Raw genomic sequence first — 17753 nt, 5'->3', positions numbered from 1 at the left:
ACAGGATCGGCTGCCATAGCTGTAAATGGCGGTACTGCACCTTATTCTTATCTTTGGAATACAGGTGCGACAACGAGCACAATAACAAACCTTATAGCAGGAACATATAGCGTAACAGCAACCGATGCCAACGGATGTATATTATCAAACAGCTATACCATTACTCAGCCTGTCGCACCATTGGCTTTAACGCCAAATACTTCTCAGGTCGATGTATTTTGTTTTGGCAATGCAACAGGATCGGCTGCCATAGCTGTAAATGGCGGTACTGCACCTTATTCTTATCTTTGGAATACAGGTGCGACAACGAGTACAATAACAAACCTTATAGCAGGAACATATAGCGTAACAGTAACCGATGCCAACGGATGCACATTATCAAACAGCTATACCATTACTCAGCCTGCAGCACCATTGGCGCTGACACCAAACACAACGCAGGTTAACGTACTATGTTTTGGTAATGCAACTGGATCGGCTACAATTGCTGTAAATGGAGGAACATCACCATATACATACCTTTGGAGTACAGGAGCAACTACAAATTCAATCACAGGCCTTGCAGCAGGTATATATACCGTTGTTGTGACTGATGCACATGGATGTACATTATCAAACAGCTATACCATTACACAGCCTTCACAGGCTTTGGCTCTAACGCCAAATACCACTCATACAAATGTATCTTGTTTTGGAGGTAATAATGGATCGGCAACTGTTGCCATAAACGGCGGTACTGCACCTTACACTTACCTTTGGAATACAGGCGCAGCCACAGCTTCAATTACAAATCTTATAGCAGGTACTTATACTGTTGATGTAACTGATGCTAATGGATGTACATTATCAAACAGCTTTATCATTACAGAGCCAACTGCACTTGTTGCTTCAGCGGGAACGCAGAATAATATAACCTGTTTTGGCGCTGCCAACGGATCGGCTACGGTAAATGTGACAGGCGGTACAGGAACTTATACCTATAGTTGGAATACAACTCCGGTTCAGACTACTGCAACAGCAGGTAATCTTGCTCCGGGAACTTATATCGTAACGGTAAAAGATGCTAACCTTTGTGAAACTACACAATCGTTTACAATAACACAGCCGGATGCTTTAACAGCTGCTGTAGATAGTTTTACAAATGTTTTATGTTATAATGCAGCTAACGGAACAGCTACCGTAAGCGTAACAGGCGGAACACCTGATTATACATATAGCTGGAATACAAATCCGGTGCAGACTACAGCAACAGCAGTATATCTTGCTCCTGGCAGCCATACCGTAACAGTTACGGATGCTAATGGGTGCCATATAACTGCAAGTGTAACTATTACACAGCCTGCCGCTCCATTACATTTAACAACTTCGCAAACTAACGTAACCTGTTATGGTAGTTTTGATGGCTCACTTGGCGTAAATTTGACCGGCGGTACAGGTCCTTATACCTACACATGGACTCCTGCGGTAAGCACGACTAACAGTGCTACAGGACTTGGTGTAGGTAACTATAAAGTTGTAGTTACAGATGCTAACGGATGTTCAGATCTTAGATACCTAAGTGTTACATCACCTTCGCTGCTTACAGGAACTATTGCAGTTACTAATGTAGGTTGTGGCGGTGCTCAAAATGGATCTGCTGTAGCAAATATTACAGGCGGTACTGCACCGTATCAATACCTGTGGTCTAATGGTGCTACAACAGCAGCCATTGAAAACCTTGCAGGCGGAATGTACAGTGTAACGGTAACCGACGCACATAACTGTACATTTACAACAAGCACAACTATAACAGAGCCTGCAACGATAGTGATCACTTCCCAGCCACAGGATGCTTCGGTAGAGGCAGGGCAGTGGGTGGTATTCTCTGTTACAGTTCAGAACGCAACCAAATATCAGTGGCAGGTTAGTACCAATGGTGGAACAACCTGGGCTAACGTACCTAACGGTGGCGCATCGCCTCATTATTCAGGTGGTACAACAGCGCAGTTCTCTATTGCTAACATCACGATGGGGCTTAATGGAAACCTATACAGGGTTATCGTTTCGCAAAACGGCAACTGCCCTGTTGTATCAGACGATGCTAACCTGACGGTAACTGCACCGGTTGCAGCAATTGAAGACGTAAGGAAACTTAGCATGACGGTATATCCTAACCCGGCATCGACAAACGTGTATATAAGGATACCTGATTTTGAGTATTTTGAAAACCTGAAAGTTGCGGTATATGACCTAAACGGAAGGGTAATAAGAAACGAACAAGCCATAACATCTGACAATTACCATATTGATGTTACGGGACTGGAATCGGCAGTATATATCATCACGATAACATCTGATACCGGAAGGATAGATAAAAAGATCGTTGTGAATAAAACACTTTAAAATTGTAAAGCGCCTCTTAACAGGGGCGCTTTTTTTATGTTCAGCTTTTAAATTGTTCTGTTTCTGACCCACTTTAAACAGCTTGTTTGATTTTAGCAATTATTGCTTTGCAGCATACAATCACAAGGGCTTATGCCTGCCATAACTTTGCCTTATCAAATAAGAACAATTAATTTAAGAACATAAAAATGGAAAATTCAAATCAAAATGTATGGTTCGTTACAGGAGCATCAAAAGGATTAGGCCTTAGCCTTGTAAAAAGATTATTAAATGAAGGCTATAAAGTTGTTGCTACTTCAAGAAGCCTTGGCGATCTTGAAAATGCAGTAGGTAATCATACTAACTTCCTTCCGCTTGTAGTAGACATTCTTAATGAACAGAGCGTTGCTGAGGCAGTAAACAAAACAGTAGGTAAATTTGGAAGCCTTGATGTAGTGGTAAACAATGCAGGCTACGGGCTTGTGGGCGCTATTGAAGAACTTACAGATGCTGAAAGCAGGCAGAACTTTGATGTTAATGTATTCGGATCGCTTAATGTTATCCGTCAGGCACTGCCTCAATTAAGAAAACAGAGGTCTGGGCACATCTTTAACATTGCGTCTATAGGTGGCTTTACAGGAAACTTCCCGGGATTTGGGATATACCGCGCTACAAAATTCGCTGTTCATGGTTTTACAGAGTCGCTTGCCGCTGAGGTTGCTGAATTCGGGATTCGTGCCACGGTAGTGTCTCCGGGTTATTTCAGGACTAACTTCTTAGAAGGTTCGTCACTTGCGGTGCCAAAGAATGCCATAGAGGATTATAAATCGGTTAGGGATGTTCAGGGTGCTCATGAGAATGAAATCAATAACAACCAGCCGGGAGATCCTGATAAAGGTGCAGATGTTATTATAAAAACAGCAGCACTTGCCCAGCCGCCTTTGCATTTATTCCTTGGGCCTGATGCTTACAATCTTGCAGAAGTTAAGATTAAGGATGTGCAGAAAGACCTTGAAGCAGTAAGGGAAATTGCCACTTCAACAAACTTTGAAAACTAAAGTTGTAACGGCTCCGATCATTGGAGCCGTTGTTTTTTATTCAAATTGTTTGAATTGTGTAATCAATACTGTGAATCTTACAATATAAAACCTGTAGTGGTAAAGTAACTTTGTTTCATCAAAATAAAGAGTCTTAAACGCAATTGTCATGGAGAAATCGGCCATAAACACAACAAAAACATTGCTGGCAAGCTTTTCAGCAAAAGACGAAAAATCATCAATCGAACTTAAAAATGCCCTTAACTATCTTGCTGACCTTAGTAAAAATGAAGAAGGCATAATCAGGTACGAAGTATTTCGCTCAGATAATAATCAGCTTGAGTATTTTGTACTGGAAACGTGGTCGGGCGAATGGGCGTTAGAAAAACACCTTACCCAAAGCCACGTACTGGAATTTGTACAGCACTGCAAACTTATGCTGGCAGCCCCTTTTACCATAATGCCCCTTTCTATGCCGTTTAAAGCAGACTGGATAAACCCGCTCCTTACGCACGGTATAGGGCTTAATTAATCGTGGATATGGCTACGACAATAGCCAATCCGGATACTTTTAAAACGGTACATATCTGCAAATTTGTATTGTAATGTCAAATCATCAATCATGAAAACGACATCATTATTAAACGCGGTACAATAACGCAGTCGCTACAACTAAAAGGAATTTCCCATTCTGTGCCTGTGCATATAGTAGGGAATGCTCACACCGAAAGCAGGTATACCGCCTGATTTCAAAACCAATAATAATTATTAATTAACAAACGTATGAAAGCAGTTTACATGATGCTAAGTGGATTAGTATTATCTGTTATAGCCACATTAGCAATGGCCGGGCTCATATCGCTCAGCACTTTAATAAAACCAACAAATAACCATTCAACAGCTATGGAAGCAAAAGAAGATTTTACAGGAATGTGGGTAACTGAGGACGGTTACATTCGCCACGAATTACTTTCCGGAGGTCGTTATGACGAAGCAAGGGGAGGAAAGAAAAGTGCCTATCAGGGTAATTATGCCATAACAGGAAATCATATCGATTATAAAGACGACACAGGATTTACTGCAGACGGAGAGTTTAAAGGCGATATATTGTACCACGGAGGTTATATCTTCTACAGGCAGAAATAATTAAATAGAGGAGGCAGCTTATAGGCTGCCTCCTCTATTTTAAGGTCTTAAAATTTATTCTCTACTTCTGCCGCTTCGAGCATAAGATAGTGAAGATCTGTGTTTTTAATGAAAGGTTTTAACAGGTTGCTTCCCGGGCCGAACATTGCAAGTTCAACATAATCGGCAGAATGATCCATGCTGATCCATCCCACAGAGTTTGTTTTTTGCTGTAGTTGGGAGAATGCTTTAAAAGGCAGCTTTTTGTAATTATACAGTCCGCCTTCTTCTTTATGAAGCCCGTCGTAGTAGCTTAAAACTGTTTTCGCGTCGTCTTCCGAAAGAGTTGTTTTATTACCACTTTGGATAATTTCCCTTACCTGCGCCACGGTATTGTCCGGTTTAATGGAATTCAGCAGCCATTCATTGGTATGAGTATAATTTTGTATGCTGTCAAAGTTGGTATTGGCATCCTTGCCATATATAACTCCGGGGTTAGCATTGCCGTGGTCTGTAGTGATTACCACAAGTGTATTTCCATCTTTTTCAGCAAAGTCTATAGCTACTTTAACAGCGGCGTCAAAAGCAGCCTGGTCATATAATAAAGCGCCGATATCGTTAGCATGAGCTCCCCAGTCTACCTTACCACCCTCAATCTGAAGCACAAAGCCATTTTTGTGGTTTTTCATCCGGTCAATGGCTTTCTGGGCCATTTCAGCAAGGGTAGGAGTCGTATCGGTTAATGTTTTATCGTTTGTACGGTCAAGGTTATAGGGAAGGCCGTCATCTGCAAAAACACCTAAAATGGGTTTGGCTATATCAGCTGCCATCATCTCATTTCTTGTACGCGCTACCTGCCAGCCTTTAGCTTTATAGGCTGCATAAACATCTTTTTTGTCTTTGCGTATGTCCGGGCTAAAGTAGTTATTGCCGCCACCCATCATAATATCAAAACCAAGCTCAAGGTACTGTTCAGCAATATCTTCCTGAGCATTTCGGCTCTTGCTGTTTACGCAAAATCCCGCAGGAGTAGCGTGTGTAATTGGCACTGTGGTAACGCACCCTGCCATCTTACCCGCCTTCTTAAATTTTTGCCATATGGGCATATGCATTTCGCCATTAGGGCCCACGTTCAGGGCACCGTTATTTACCCTCACGCCGCCACCCCATGAAGAACTCCCGGCAGAGGAATCAGTTACAATAGAACTTGCAGAGGCTGTATCCATTAATGCGCGGTTAACGCGTTGGTCTTTATATAATTGAAGCCAGTTAGAGCCTTTTCCTGTTTTGCGGTTTAGGTAAAGGTCAGCCATGTTTAGGGTTCCGGTACTCATGCCGTCACTAACCATGAAGATAATATTTTTTGCCTTTTTATTTTTATTTAAGGTATTTGCGTCCAGTATATTGGCAGTGGTCTCAAACGGATTGATAAGTGTCGCTCCAAGGGTAAAAAGTGAGCCATTCCTAAAAAACTTTCTCCTGTTCATTGTAATTTATTATTAGATGCTCAAAGGTAAAAAACCATGGCAAAATAGCGGTGAAAGCGCATATTATTTAAGCGTTAATATTGCAATTTTGGTTTGTAAAAGCGTTCTTAAAATTTCAGCTTCATAATTTTACGCTTATTGTTTTCAACTTAGATTACCTTTCTTAAGATTTGCTTAAGAGAGATCTCCTCGTCCAATTTACACATTTTACAGGCGTTATTTTGTAATCACAAAGTAACGATTATGAAAATTAAGGGATCATTTAAATATCAATTGCAGCTATCAGGAAGGCTAAGCTTACTGCTTAATTTTATAAAATTATTTATATTATTGTCTCTTCTGTTGAGAATACTATTCTACTTCTGGCAGTCGGCTGATGTGTCATTTAACCCGATAAGTATCATAAGGACATTTGTTACAGGCCTTTTCTTTGATATGGGTACGTGTAGTTTTATTGTACTGCCTGCAATGCTGTACATTTTTATCATGCCTAACCGTTTTATAGGTTCGTGGGCAGATAAATTACTTACATATATCTTTTTTACACTCACTGTTTTTATACTCATGTTCACCTTTCTAGCAGAAATCACTTTTTGGGAGGAGTTCAGGACAAGATTTAACTTTATTGCAGTAGATTATCTAATATATACCCACGAGGTTATCAGTAACATTAAAGAATCGTATCCACTGCCGCTTTTAGTAAGCCTGGTGCTATTGGCCACTGCCGGTGTAGTGGTAATATTTGTCAGGAAAAACATTTTCAAAGATACTTTTTCGGGAGGCATATCACTCAGGCAGCGTATTGTAAGTTTAGGATTGGTACTTACGGTTATGTTTCTTTTTATTGGATTGGTGAAGAATACCGATGCCGAGTGGTCTGCTAACCGTTATAATAATGAGATATCTAAGGCGGGAATCTATTCTTTTTTTGCCGAGTTTCGTAACAACCGCATGGATTATGCCGACTTCTATACTACACTAAATGATAAAGAAGCTTTTACAATGGCACGCAACAATGTGCACGAAAGCAATACCCATTTTAACGACAATTCATTTTCTATAAAGAGAAAAGTGAACGAAGATGGTATAGTTGCAAAACCTAATGTGGTTTTTATATTAATGGAAAGTATGAGCGCCTCGTTTATGCATGAGTTTGGCAACGAGAAAAACATTACGCCATATATGGACAGTCTTGCGCAGCGCAGCATACTGTTCTCTAATCTTTATGCTACAGGAACACGTACAGTAAGGGGTATGGAGGCGGTTACCCTTTGCATTCCGCCAACACCGGGACAAAGTATTGTAAAGCGACCTGATAACCACAACCTGTTCACTGTGTCTACAGTATTTAAAAATCGTGGTTACGACAATAACTTTTTTTATGGCGGCGATGGTTATTTTGATAATATGAACAGCTACTTTGGCGGTAATGGGTTTACCATTTACGACAGGGGCAGGGGCAGTGTGCTTAATGACGACATAAAAACCCCACGTAATACTATAGATGACAAAGAAGTGACTTTTGAAAATGCCTGGGGTGTTTGCGATGAGGATATCTACAATAAAATGCTCACAGTTGCTGATAAGCAGTATAAAGCGGGGAAGCCATTCTTTAATTTTGTAATGACGACATCTAATCACAGGCCGTATACATATCCTGATAATAAGATTGATATACAGTCGGGCACGGGGCGCGAAGGTGCGGTAAAATATGCTGACTTTGCCTTGGGTAAAATGCTAGAAACAGCTCGCACGAAACCCTGGTTTAAAAATACCGTATTTGTAATTATTGCAGATCATTGTGCCAGCAGTGCGGGTAAAGATGAGATTGATGTTGCCAATTACCACATACCTGCCTTCATTTACAATCTGCCGGGTGGGGTTAACCAGAAGATAAACAGGCAGTGCTCGCAAATTGATCTTTTTCCAACCTTTTTCTCGTTAATGAATTGGGATTATGAATCTAATTTTTTTGGAAAAGATGTGCTGCAGCCTGATTTTACAGAAAGGACGCTTATGGGTACATACCGTAAGCTTACACTTATGAAACAGGATAAGGTTATGATACTGTCTGACCAAAAAAAGCAAAACTTTTATTCCTATTCACTTAAAGACAACAGCCTCAAACCTCAAAAGATGGAAAAAGGATTTTTAAACGAAGCGATATCGTGGTATCAAACCGCAGATTATTTGTTTAGCCATAAGCTGCTGAAGGAGTAAAATAGTAGTGGGATAATAGGTTTGAGTATTGAAATCCGGCAGATCGGAGCTATTTGTCTATCGTCTATTATCTAATATATAAAATCACACTACTCAATTCTAAAAAGTATGATATAAAACTACGCTTTGCGTGCTGCGAGGGCATGCTGAAATCCCCCTTATAATATTTTTATGAAAGCGAAGTTTTTCTTAGCGCTGGTATTGTGCACATCAATACTTGCTGCACAGGTGGTTAACGACTCAATAACTGCCGACACATTGAACAATTCAGGGTATTATAAATTTAATTGCAAACAGCTTATTATGCCATCAGTACTTATAAGCTATGGTGTGATAGGGCTCGAAAGCCATACGCTGATAGGCCTCAACAGACAGCTCAGGGACGAGGTAAAAGAAGATATTGACGTGAAGATAACGATTGATGACTTTTCGCAGTATGCGCCCATTGCATCTGTATATGCCCTAAATGCGATGGGTATACAGGGAAAAAATAATTTTAAGGACAGGACTATTGTAATGGCGACGTCTTACCTCATAATGAGTGGTGCTGTTTTGGGCCTTAAATCTCTTACTAAGGTAGAAAGACCCGATAGAAGCTCTAAAAATTCGTTTCCGTCAGGACATACCGCAACTGCTTTTGCAGGAGCCGAATTTTTATGGCAGGAGTATAAGGACAAGTCCATTTGGTACGGTATTGCCGGTTATGCCGTGGCTACCGGTACCGGTATGTTCAGAATATACAACGACAGGCACTGGCTTACAGACGTTGCTGCCGGGGCAGGTATAGGCATAATGAGTACAAAGATAGCCTACTGGCTGCATCTTTACACAAGCAGGCTGTTTAATGGGGGTATTAGTAATGGCGAACAAAGATATAAAATGGCCATAGCACCTTTTTATAACGGCAGCCAATTTGGGTGCTCTTTAGTTATACAATTTTAAAAAAATACCTGAAACAGTTTGAGGCAGTCCCAAAATATTTAACTTTATTAAAAATTGGCAGATGGATATTCTGGTTGTTGAAGACGAAAAAGGTATTTATGATTTCCTGAAGCAGGGGCTTGAGGAAGAAGGGTACACAATTACTATAGAATCATCAGGGGATAACGGGCTTGTTACCGCATTAAAAACTCATTTTGATGTTATTTTACTTGACTGGATGCTTCCAAAGCTTTCGGGGCTTGAACTTTGTAAAACCATAAGGAAATCAAACAAAACAACACCCATTATATTTCTTACTGCGAAAGATACAGTGCAGGAGACCATTGCAGGGCTTCAGGCAGGTGCCAATGATTATATCAAAAAGCCTTTTAGTTTTGAAGAACTGCTGGAGCGAATAAAAGTGCAGCTTCGGAATGTTAACGATGATAAGCCACTCTACACCCTTGGCCCTGTAACTCTGCGTACTGATACCTACCAGGTGTTTTACAATGAAACCGAAGTAGTGCTTACGCAAAAAGAATTTGCCCTTTTAGAATTCCTGCTTAAAAATAAAGGAACAGTCTGCACGCGAACCGACATAATAAAAAAAGTATGGAATATCCACTTTAATTATGATACAGGTGTTATAGATGTTTTTATAAACGGGATACGTAAAAAACTGGGATTTACAAAAGAAGAAAATTATATTAAAGCCATACGTGGTGTGGGATACATTGCCAATGAAACCAATTAAAAAGCCTGCATCCATCAAGAACAGGATAGCACTGTATAACCTCATCAGTACGGCGCTGCTTATCCTTGTGGTGTTTACTGTAATTTACAGAATTGTTTCGTTTTCGGTAAACAGGGATATTAACAACGACCTTCAGGTAGAAATTAATCTGCATACAGCTTATGTTGCTAAACAGGATGTGTTTATCGGACTTGTAGATAAAGCAGAATGGACCGAAACCGAACACCAGGAAATTGTTATCAATCCCGTTTTTGTACAGGCATTTGATACAAAGGGAAATTCGGTAGAAAAGTCGCCTAACTTAAAAGGGGAGAGCTTAAGGTTTCAAATGAATACTATTTCAAAAGACTATGGAGACACCCATGTTGCAGGTATTGCCATCAGGCAGGTACAATCGCCTCTGTTTTACAAAGGGCAGTTAAAGGGATATGTTATTATCGCAATGTCTATAGAACAGCCTGTAATGGTGCTTGATAATTTATTATTAGTACTTCTGGTAGCTTATCCTGTGGTATTACTGATACTTACTTTTGTAACAAGAATAGTAGCAGGGCAAACAATTAAGCCGGCACTTGATATTATTGCTGCTACGCGTAATATTACTGATAACAATTTTAACGAAAGGATTGCTCTCCCTAAAAAAAGGGATGAGCTATATGCTCTTTCATTGGCTATCAATGGATTGCTGGACAGGATTGAAAATGCCATAGCGAGAGAAAAACAATTTACATCTGATGCCTCGCACGAATTGCGGACTCCACTGGCCGTTATAAAAGGTACTCTTGAAGTAATGATACGAAAACCCCGTACAGCTGAAGAGTATAACGAAAAGGTACAGTATTGTATACGTGAAGTAAACCGCCTTAACCACATGGTAGACCAATTATTACTCATGGCACGCTTTGAAGACCAGAAGCTTGCTGCCCAACTGAAGCCTGTCGTATTAGATGAGGTTATATTGCAGGCGCTGGAGCGCTATTCCCCTAAAATTGAAGCGAAGAATATTGCAGTAATCTTTGATTTTAAAGAACATTTTGAAATAATATCAGATGCCGGTATGACGACTTTGATCATAGAAAATATCCTGTCTAATGCTATAAAATATTCTCGTGATGGAGGCAGTATTATAATTTCGCTATCGGTTGACGGAAAAGGGGTTAAGTGTACAATTGAGGACAAAGGAATGGGGATTGCCCATGATGACCTTGGTAAAATATACGGACAATTTTACCGTTCTGAAGCTTTAGATCATGCAGACGTAAAAGGTACAGGCCTCGGACTTTCTATCGTTAAACGACTGTGTGATCTTTTAAGTATTCACCTTGATATTAAAAGCACTAAAGATGTAGGTACTACAGTAACGCTGGAATTTGCCAGGCAGTAAATAAAATACCCCAAATCTTTTATGAAATGGGGTAGTAGAGTGTATAGTAAGAGATTTAAGCGTTAGGCCTGCAAGCTGTATCTTTTCCAGTTGGTATTAATACTGTTGTTTAGGTGGCTCCTCAGTTTTGTGGTTTTGAATTCAGGCATTGCAAGAATTTTTTCCACTAACTGAAAGTTGCGTTTAGTTAACGGTTTCCCATAGCTCGCCAAAAACTGGTTGCAGAAATCTACCACTTCTGTTCCTTCTTTTTTGTCTACCTTAATGCTTTCACGTCCGCTGCTGTTCTTTGGAGCGTTAGCGCCTTCAGGCCATGAGTAACTGTTTTTAAACGCAAGGTCATTCGCTGTAAAATCCATATTTACTGTATTTTAAAGTTAATATACTCAAATATAGGTAAATGAGATGGGGCAGCCTAAGTAATCATAAGTTTAATCTGTATTTTAACACAGTTGTCTAACCTGTTTAAGCCTCTGAAACTTCTTTTAATCCCGCTAAAACACCATTCCAGTTGGTAACCATTTGCTGCCGTTCTTCATCAGTGGCTATGTTATCCTGCGTAAGGGTGAGCAATGTTTTATCGCCTCCTTCTTCAAGAGTGTAGGTGACAAGATTATAATTTTCCGGTTTATCTTCCTTACCGCCGATGGAACTCCAATACGTCGAGGCAAATACCTTATTCGGTTTAAAGGTTTTAATGGTACCCTTATCTTCATACGATTTACCGTCATATTCTCCTTTATAAGATATGTTACCTCCTTCCTTGCAGTCAGAAGTTACTTTAGTGCCATAAAGATATTTCGCAACCTTTTCAGGATTAGTGAGCGCTTCCCACACTTTTTCTGCCGGTGCATCAATAGTTACTTTTGCTTCTGCGATGTAAGTACCTTTCATAATAGTCTGCTTTTTTGTTGATTTATAAAAATAACAAACTTAAATGCGGCAGCTAGTTAAGGTCAGGTTAAGATGTTACATAATCATCTCTGCCAATACGGTTTCATCCCGGAAAATCTTTTTTATAACCTCGATCTCATCGGCATAAATTGTCTTCTTGCGTGTTGCAAAATGCAGCGTATTGGTCAATTTGGGATCACCCTCCCATAGCAGCTGAATCTGCCCGCTTTCAATTTCGCGGTGGCACAAAAAGTCAGGTATCACGGCAAGTCCAATACCGCTTGCCATGCAGCGTACAATAGAGTTAAGGTTGGGCACGATATAGTTCGGGCGAAAATCAGGATACTTATTAAAGTTCAGTTGCCAGAAACGACGAAGGTGCTCCATATCACCGGTCGTGCCATACCATTTTTGCTGTTTTAGCCAGTCTTCTAATGCATTACGGTCACCGAGCGATGCTACGGCATTCAGCGTTTCCTTGTCAACGTTGTTACCGCCAATAAGCACAATGGTTTCTTTACTGAAAGCTTCATAATCAATGTCTTTGCTGATAACCATCTGAGGTGTAATGATAAGATCAAGAATGCCCTTCTCAAGATTTTCTATCATTTCGGGGTATTCCCCAAACTGTATGATCACGTTGAATGGCAAGGTTGCAATGTAAGGTTCAAGTGTAATCTGGAAAGTTTCAAAACACATGCCCACACTAATAGTAGGCGTATGCTTTTCTGTACTGCGTTGAAAGTGCTTCTCGGCTTCCTCTAACTTTATCATTGCATCTACTATAAAGTTGTATAACGCTTTACCGCGTTCGGTAGGTGCCATACGGCGGCCTTTGCGGTCAAACAGTTTGTAGCCGGTGTAATTTTCGAGAGAACTCAAATGCAGGCTTACCCCAGGCTGTGAAATAAACAGTTCCTGTGCTGCCCCGGTAAGGGTTCCGGTTTTGTATACAGCCTTAAATGTTCTGTACCATTCTAAATTTACCATAGCTAAACTATTATAATTATGATGTAAAGGTATAAATTATCTTATTTTTATAATAGTATATCCTGCCGTAAATTTGTACCATAGAATTAGATATATACATTATGACAAAAATATTCATCATTAACGGAGGCCAGAGCTTTGGCCATTCAGGCGGAAAGTTTAACGAAACAGTTGCCGCACAAACGCTTGATTTTTTTACCAATAGCGAAGGATTTGAAGTAAAAATAACCAATGTAAGCGACGATTATAATCCTGCCGAAGAAGTAGAAAAATATGTATGGGCAGATGTGGTTATATATCACACTCCGGTTTGGTGGTTTCAGCTGCCGCATAACTTTAAAAAATACATTGATGTGGTATTTACCGAGGGCCATGCGAAGGGCATCTATAACAGCGACGGGCGTTCGTCTGCTAATCCTGCCATTAATTATGGTACTGGCGGAACGATGCATGGGCGTAAATATATGCTTACCACATCATGGAATGCGCCTAAAGAAGCCTTTACGCTTCCCGGTGAGTTCTTTAATGAACGCAGTGTAGATGATGGCCCGTTATTTGGCTTCCACCGAATGAATGCCTTTACGGGTATGGAACAATTGCCATCAATGCACTTTCACGATGTAGAGAAAAACTCAGACATAATGCGTGATATGAAACGATACAAAGAACATTTAGAAAACCTATTTATTAAAGAATATGCAAATTAATTTAACCGCAGTAATAAAAAGCCTTCCGGGTAAAGAAGAAGCGCTTAAAGCAGTGTTGCTGGAACTTGTAGAGGGTTCAACTAAAGAAGCAGCCTGCATCAAATACGAGCTTAATCAGGCAGCAGACTATCCTAACATATTCATTTTTCACGAAATATGGCAAGACGCCAAAAGCCTGGAACAGCATAATAAAACCCCGCACGTGCTAAAATTTATTGAAGACGCTAAGCCGCTACTGGCAGATGCACCGGGGATTTACATAACAAACAGGATAGGTGAATAACCACAGGTTACCAAATTGAAGTTTGAGGTATTCATTAAGGGATTTTAAAAGCCGGCTGTCATATCTGACAACCGGCTTTTATTTTATTGAACACTCTTAAAAAAAGCAGGTGCATTTCCGTAAATTGGGGTTTTTCCGTCCCATTTCTCAATGAACTGCTGTTGTATCAATAGTGGATTAAGAGACATTTTTCTTAATTCATTTGCCTTCGCTTCCGATTCGGCAAGTACAATTAGTTTTCGGGCTTCGGCCTGCGCTATTTTAAGTTCATTTTCTACACGCATTGCCTGCTGAACAGCAGCATTTTTAGCATTAATGGCCTTAGTGATGGCCTCGGGATATTGTATGCCGCTTGTCATTTGTTCCAGGGAGAAACCTTCTGTATTTAAAAGTTTACCCATATTTTTTTGTATTGAATTCTCAAATTTTTCACGGTTGCTTATTATGCTGTCTGTCGTGTATTTGTTGAATTCGATACGGAATGCGTCTTTTATATAATTAAAAAGTGTGGTCTCTGTTATTTCAGCGATATCTTTCCTATACTTTTTAAAGATAACCGGGCTAAACCCATCTTTTACTTTGAAAGAAAGGGTAGGGTCTACCGTAAAAACAGAACCATCTTTTGCATTAACGGTAAATGCTGAATAGTTTATGGTTTGTACATACGTAGGAAATTCATAGACATCCTCAGTAAAAGGATTGTACCACACGCGGCCTGTAACCAGGCTTACATCCTGTACTCCTTTATCAGATCCATAAAGTTTTACGAGTATACCTTCATAGCCAGCGTCAATACGCTCATTGCAGGAGTTAAAAAGAATAAGAATTAATATTGCAGCAAATATACCGCTGATAGCATAGGTAACTTTAGATCTCATTTAAACAGTTTTTTTAATAGATAAGTTGATAATTTGATTGTCGCTAAAACGCAAAGGGTTAATAAGAGAATTCCCTCTGCAACCGACAGGTCTGATGGTGCAGTGAGTAGGCGGAAAGCCTGTGTAAATATCCATGAAAGTATTAGTGCACTTACTATTGCTATGCCTAAGAGCAGTAATGTTCCGTTCTTCATTTCTTTTGTTTTAACAAAATTTTCGTGCGGTCAAGATATAAAGTTTTACACAATTTTACAACACTACTGTTGTAATGGCTTAGTTTTTGGGTAACTTATAGACCTATCTAAAAACTGACCTATGAGATTATATAAGATACCTGTACTTCTTTTTACTGCTGCCGCCTTTTCCTTTTGCCATCCGGGTGAAAAAAAGGATGTAGTAGTTAAAGAATCTAATAGTGCTGCAATTAAAACTACAGCGGAAGACACCAAACGTGAGGAGATAATAGCCTTTGCCAAAAAATACATGGGTACCAAGTACTGCTATGCCGGTGGGAGCCCTGAGAAAGGTTTTGATTGTTCCGGCTTTGTAAATTTTGTATTCAAACATTTTGATATGGAACTGCCAAGGAGTTCATCAGGATTTACAAATATTGGTAAACCATTAAAACCCGAAGAGTTTAGAGTAGGGGATGTGTTGGTATTTTACGGATACAAAGACAGCAAATCTGTAGGGCACGTGGGTATAGTTTACGAAGCCAATGGCATGAAATCTAAATTTATCCACTCTTCGTCAGGAAAAGAAATGGCGGTTACAATAAGCGAGTTAGGATCTGACATGTACACCAAAAGGTTTTATAAGTGTATTGATCCTTTTAAATTGTAAATTGGTTGTCAGTTTGTAGCTGACAGTTGTCGGATAATAGAAAAGACAAAAGAATCATAAAGCAAAACAGGTTACTCCATTTTGGAATAACCTGTTTTATTTTTTGGTGTCTGTTGGACGGCATGAGTCAGCAGCCTCAAACCCAGAACGCAATAACCCTGAAACTATTTTGCAGCATACAGTAATCCTGCCAGCCTTTCGTCACGTTTATAAATATCTTCAAAGAAAGCAACGTTACCGTTTTCATCAGCCCACGCTGTAAAATAAGCGATGTAAACCGGTATTTTTTTCTTAAGGCTGTAAGTGCTTTCCTTGCCCGCATTCATGGCTTTGTCTACTTTTGCTTCGGTCCAGTTGCCATCTTCTTTTGTGATCATTATAGCAAGGTCACGCGCTTTTTCCACACGTACACAGCCGTGGCTAAATGCCCTGTCATCCTGGTTGAACAGGCTTTTGGCAGGTGTATCGTGCAGATAGATGTTATTTTGGTTGGGGAACATGAATTTTACTTTACCCAGTGAGTTTTGTCCACCCGGTTTTTGACGTACTCTTTTGCCCACCCATTCCATGTTGTGTTTAGCTAAGTAGTTAGGATCTTTTGCGATACCCGGTTTTATCTCTTTATTTAATATACTGGTTGGTATATTCCAATACGGAGCAAAGTTAAGGTAACTCATGTTTCCGCTAAACACTACTGTCTTATTCAGTTCTTTACCTACTACGACTTTAGATGTAAAGGCAGGTTTACCCTTTTTAAAATATACCAGTCGGTACGATGGTATATTTACCGCAATAACCTCAGGTGCCTTGTCCATTTTTGGCGAGATCCATCGGCAGCGTTCCATGTTTATGGAAATTGCTTTGATAAGCTGGGCTACCGGCATATTCATTTCGGTTACGATTGCCGGCCCTATTTTACCGTCAAACTCACGGTTGTGTTTTTGTTCGTATGCCTTAAGGCCTTCTTTCAGTTCGCTGTCGTAAACCGATTTACCCGAATCATTTTTCATATACCCCTCAAGAACAAGGCGTTTACGGATCTGCACAATAGCCGCCGCAGAGTCGCCTTCTTTAAGTGATTTTACGCCTTCGTCAAGTTTTATGGCTCCCCATCCACCTTTCTTCTCAATTTCACGGTATTTCTGAAGTCCTTTACGCAGGTTATAATATTGGCTAAAAAGCTCAGACTCGTCGCGTTTTATCAGTTTAGGATCCTGCATCAGCGTATCAAGATAGGCTACATAATCTACCCTCTCGCGTGGCAGGTACCACCCTGTTTGCTGGCTCTTCGTTTTGTCTAATCCTTCCAGTACATTCTTTGTGTAATAGAAGTACATAGAGCTTATAAGCAACTCACTGTTAGTATCCGGCTTACTTTTAGGATTGTCAAAAACCTCATTAAGTTCTTCTTTATAAGGGACTTTAATCTCCAATCCTTCATTATCAAGTTGGTTTACCCTGTTATGCACCACATCGGCAAACTCAATAAGTCCTCCTTTGTCATGCCATATGTAGTGGTGGTGTTTTGAATATAGTTTACTTACTTCACCCTCAAATTGTTTAAAGTCGGGGTGCTTTTGAAAAAAAGCGGCAAACTGAGTTGTGTCTAATGGTATTTGCGCGTCATCGTGATCGTGTACTTCGGTGTTGTCAGATACGTTTTCCCCATCCTTTTTCTTGTTACACGAGGTAACCAAAAAGGTGCATCCTAAGATAAAGGCTAATAATGCATTTGTTTTTTTCATGGCGTTTTATGTTTAGATTAAAAGTAAGAAATATTTTGTTATAGAAATGGGATTTGCAGCCCTAAGGCATTGGTTTAACTTACAATTGTGATTATCCCTTAAGAGATTACAAATACGCACTGAC

The 17753-nt window shown here is 40.0% G+C and carries 17 protein-coding genes; 11 read left to right on the top strand and 6 right to left on the bottom strand.

The genetic code is table 11. The annotated features are described in order from the left end of the window. The 4 genes from R1T16_RS03375 to R1T16_RS03360 all read left to right on the top strand — a co-directional run. A partial coding sequence (locus R1T16_RS03375; RefSeq protein ID WP_317499652.1) for a T9SS type A sorting domain-containing protein occupies positions 1-2382 on the top strand: 2382 nt, incomplete at its 5' end. 188 nt (positions 2383-2570) lie between these two features. Beyond that, the gene (locus tag R1T16_RS03370; RefSeq protein WP_317499651.1) at positions 2571-3419 is read left to right on the top strand and encodes an SDR family NAD(P)-dependent oxidoreductase; all 849 of its coding nucleotides are present in this window, start codon (positions 2571-2573) and stop codon (positions 3417-3419) included. Between the two features lie 148 nt (positions 3420-3567). Beyond that, the gene (locus R1T16_RS03365; protein ID WP_317499650.1) at positions 3568-3930 is read left to right on the top strand and encodes a putative quinol monooxygenase; all 363 of its coding nucleotides are present in this window, start codon (positions 3568-3570) and stop codon (positions 3928-3930) included. 251 nt (positions 3931-4181) lie between these two features. Further along, positions 4182-4544: an Atu4866 domain-containing protein gene (locus R1T16_RS03360; RefSeq protein WP_317499649.1), complete on the top strand. Its 363-nt coding sequence runs from the start codon at positions 4182-4184 to the stop codon at positions 4542-4544. A gap of 47 nt (positions 4545-4591) precedes the next feature. Here R1T16_RS03360 and R1T16_RS03355 read toward each other — a convergent pair whose 3' ends face one another. Further along, complete coding sequence (locus tag R1T16_RS03355; RefSeq protein ID WP_317499648.1) at positions 4592-6010, bottom strand: alkaline phosphatase; 1419 nt, start codon at positions 6008-6010, stop codon at positions 4592-4594. 243 nt (positions 6011-6253) lie between these two features. Here R1T16_RS03355 and R1T16_RS03350 point away from each other — a divergent pair, with 243 nt between their 5' ends. From R1T16_RS03350 to R1T16_RS03335, 4 genes are all read left to right on the top strand, one after another. After that, positions 6254-8230, top strand: a complete 1977-nt coding sequence (locus R1T16_RS03350) for an LTA synthase family protein (protein ID WP_317499647.1) — start codon at positions 6254-6256, stop codon at positions 8228-8230. A gap of 171 nt (positions 8231-8401) precedes the next feature. Next, positions 8402-9172, top strand: a complete 771-nt coding sequence (locus R1T16_RS03345) for a phosphatase PAP2 family protein (protein WP_317499646.1) — start codon at positions 8402-8404, stop codon at positions 9170-9172. Between the two features lie 61 nt (positions 9173-9233). After that, positions 9234-9905 (top strand): response regulator transcription factor, encoded by a 672-nt coding sequence (locus R1T16_RS03340; protein WP_317499645.1) that lies wholly within the window; start codon positions 9234-9236, stop codon positions 9903-9905. Continuing rightward, positions 9892-11289 (top strand): HAMP domain-containing sensor histidine kinase, encoded by a 1398-nt coding sequence (locus R1T16_RS03335; protein WP_317499644.1) that lies wholly within the window; start codon positions 9892-9894, stop codon positions 11287-11289. The genes R1T16_RS03340 and R1T16_RS03335 overlap by 14 nt, the downstream gene beginning before the upstream one ends. Positions 11290-11351: 62 nt before the next feature. On the opposite strand, the gene R1T16_RS03330 is transcribed toward R1T16_RS03335, so the two are convergent. From R1T16_RS03330 to R1T16_RS03320, 3 genes are all read right to left on the bottom strand, one after another. Then, entirely contained in the window at positions 11352-11648 is a 297-nt protein-coding gene (locus R1T16_RS03330; protein ID WP_317499643.1) for a hypothetical protein, read from the bottom strand. 106 nt (positions 11649-11754) lie between these two features. Next, positions 11755-12183: an SRPBCC family protein gene (locus tag R1T16_RS03325; protein ID WP_317499642.1), complete on the bottom strand. Its 429-nt coding sequence runs from the start codon at positions 12181-12183 to the stop codon at positions 11755-11757. A gap of 75 nt (positions 12184-12258) precedes the next feature. Then, the gene (locus R1T16_RS03320) at positions 12259-13173 is read right to left on the bottom strand and encodes a LysR family transcriptional regulator (RefSeq protein WP_317499641.1); all 915 of its coding nucleotides are present in this window, start codon (positions 13171-13173) and stop codon (positions 12259-12261) included. A 101-nt stretch (positions 13174-13274) separates the two neighbouring features. Between R1T16_RS03320 and R1T16_RS03315 the strand changes: the two genes are divergently transcribed. Together R1T16_RS03315 and R1T16_RS03310 are read left to right on the top strand one after the other, a co-directional pair. Then, positions 13275-13880, top strand: coding sequence for an NAD(P)H-dependent oxidoreductase (locus R1T16_RS03315; RefSeq protein ID WP_317499640.1), 606 nt, complete (start codon positions 13275-13277; stop codon positions 13878-13880). Continuing rightward, positions 13870-14163 carry a putative quinol monooxygenase gene (locus R1T16_RS03310; protein ID WP_317499639.1) on the top strand — a complete coding sequence of 98 codons (294 nt, stop codon included), beginning with the start codon at positions 13870-13872 and terminating at the stop codon, positions 14161-14163. Before R1T16_RS03315 ends, R1T16_RS03310 begins: the two co-directional genes overlap by 11 nt. An 83-nt stretch (positions 14164-14246) precedes the next feature. Here the strand turns inward: R1T16_RS03310 and R1T16_RS03305 are convergent, their stop codons facing one another. Then, positions 14247-15041, bottom strand: coding sequence for a prohibitin family protein (locus R1T16_RS03305; protein WP_317499638.1), 795 nt, complete (start codon positions 15039-15041; stop codon positions 14247-14249). 315 nt (positions 15042-15356) lie between these two features. Between R1T16_RS03305 and R1T16_RS03300 the strand changes: the two genes are divergently transcribed. Next, the gene (locus R1T16_RS03300; protein WP_317499637.1) at positions 15357-15884 is read left to right on the top strand and encodes a C40 family peptidase; all 528 of its coding nucleotides are present in this window, start codon (positions 15357-15359) and stop codon (positions 15882-15884) included. Between the two features lie 164 nt (positions 15885-16048). Here R1T16_RS03300 and R1T16_RS03295 read toward each other — a convergent pair whose 3' ends face one another. Continuing rightward, on the bottom strand, positions 16049-17629 hold the full coding sequence (locus tag R1T16_RS03295; RefSeq protein ID WP_317499636.1) for a murein L,D-transpeptidase: 1581 nt from the start codon (positions 17627-17629) through the stop codon (positions 16049-16051). Positions 17630-17753 lie beyond the last annotated feature (124 nt).

The sequence above is a fragment of the Flavobacterium sp. DG1-102-2 genome (genome assembly GCF_033042555.1).
Taxonomy (GTDB): domain Bacteria; phylum Bacteroidota; class Bacteroidia; order Flavobacteriales; family Flavobacteriaceae; genus Flavobacterium.
Note: the sequence above shows the minus strand (reverse complement) of the source record. Positions and strands in the feature narration are given on the sequence as shown.

What these genes read in the sequence shown, in the direction of transcription:
- R1T16_RS03310 (WP_317499639.1), top strand. Translation starts at nt 13,870, where the DNA reads ATGCAAATTAATTTAACCGCAGTAATAAAAAGCCTTCCGGGTAAAGAA.
- R1T16_RS03350 (WP_317499647.1), top strand. Translation starts at nt 6,254, where the DNA reads ATGAAAATTAAGGGATCATTTAAATATCAATTGCAGCTATCAGGAAGG.
- R1T16_RS03355 (WP_317499648.1), bottom strand. Translation starts at nt 6,010, where the DNA reads ATGAACAGGAGAAAGTTTTTTAGGAATGGCTCACTTTTTACCCTTGGA.
- R1T16_RS03360 (WP_317499649.1), top strand. Translation starts at nt 4,182, where the DNA reads ATGAAAGCAGTTTACATGATGCTAAGTGGATTAGTATTATCTGTTATA.
- R1T16_RS03365 (WP_317499650.1), top strand. Translation starts at nt 3,568, where the DNA reads ATGGAGAAATCGGCCATAAACACAACAAAAACATTGCTGGCAAGCTTT.
- R1T16_RS03325 (WP_317499642.1), bottom strand. Translation starts at nt 12,183, where the DNA reads ATGAAAGGTACTTACATCGCAGAAGCAAAAGTAACTATTGATGCACCG.
- R1T16_RS03295 (WP_317499636.1), bottom strand. Translation starts at nt 17,629, where the DNA reads ATGAAAAAAACAAATGCATTATTAGCCTTTATCTTAGGATGCACCTTT.
- R1T16_RS03335 (WP_317499644.1), top strand. Translation starts at nt 9,892, where the DNA reads ATGAAACCAATTAAAAAGCCTGCATCCATCAAGAACAGGATAGCACTG.
- R1T16_RS03320 (WP_317499641.1), bottom strand. Translation starts at nt 13,173, where the DNA reads ATGGTAAATTTAGAATGGTACAGAACATTTAAGGCTGTATACAAAACC.
- R1T16_RS03370 (WP_317499651.1), top strand. Translation starts at nt 2,571, where the DNA reads ATGGAAAATTCAAATCAAAATGTATGGTTCGTTACAGGAGCATCAAAA.
- R1T16_RS03345 (WP_317499646.1), top strand. Translation starts at nt 8,402, where the DNA reads ATGAAAGCGAAGTTTTTCTTAGCGCTGGTATTGTGCACATCAATACTT.
- R1T16_RS03315 (WP_317499640.1), top strand. Translation starts at nt 13,275, where the DNA reads ATGACAAAAATATTCATCATTAACGGAGGCCAGAGCTTTGGCCATTCA.
- R1T16_RS03305 (WP_317499638.1), bottom strand. Translation starts at nt 15,041, where the DNA reads ATGAGATCTAAAGTTACCTATGCTATCAGCGGTATATTTGCTGCAATA.
- R1T16_RS03330 (WP_317499643.1), bottom strand. Translation starts at nt 11,648, where the DNA reads ATGGATTTTACAGCGAATGACCTTGCGTTTAAAAACAGTTACTCATGG.
- R1T16_RS03300 (WP_317499637.1), top strand. Translation starts at nt 15,357, where the DNA reads ATGAGATTATATAAGATACCTGTACTTCTTTTTACTGCTGCCGCCTTT.
- R1T16_RS03340 (WP_317499645.1), top strand. Translation starts at nt 9,234, where the DNA reads ATGGATATTCTGGTTGTTGAAGACGAAAAAGGTATTTATGATTTCCTG.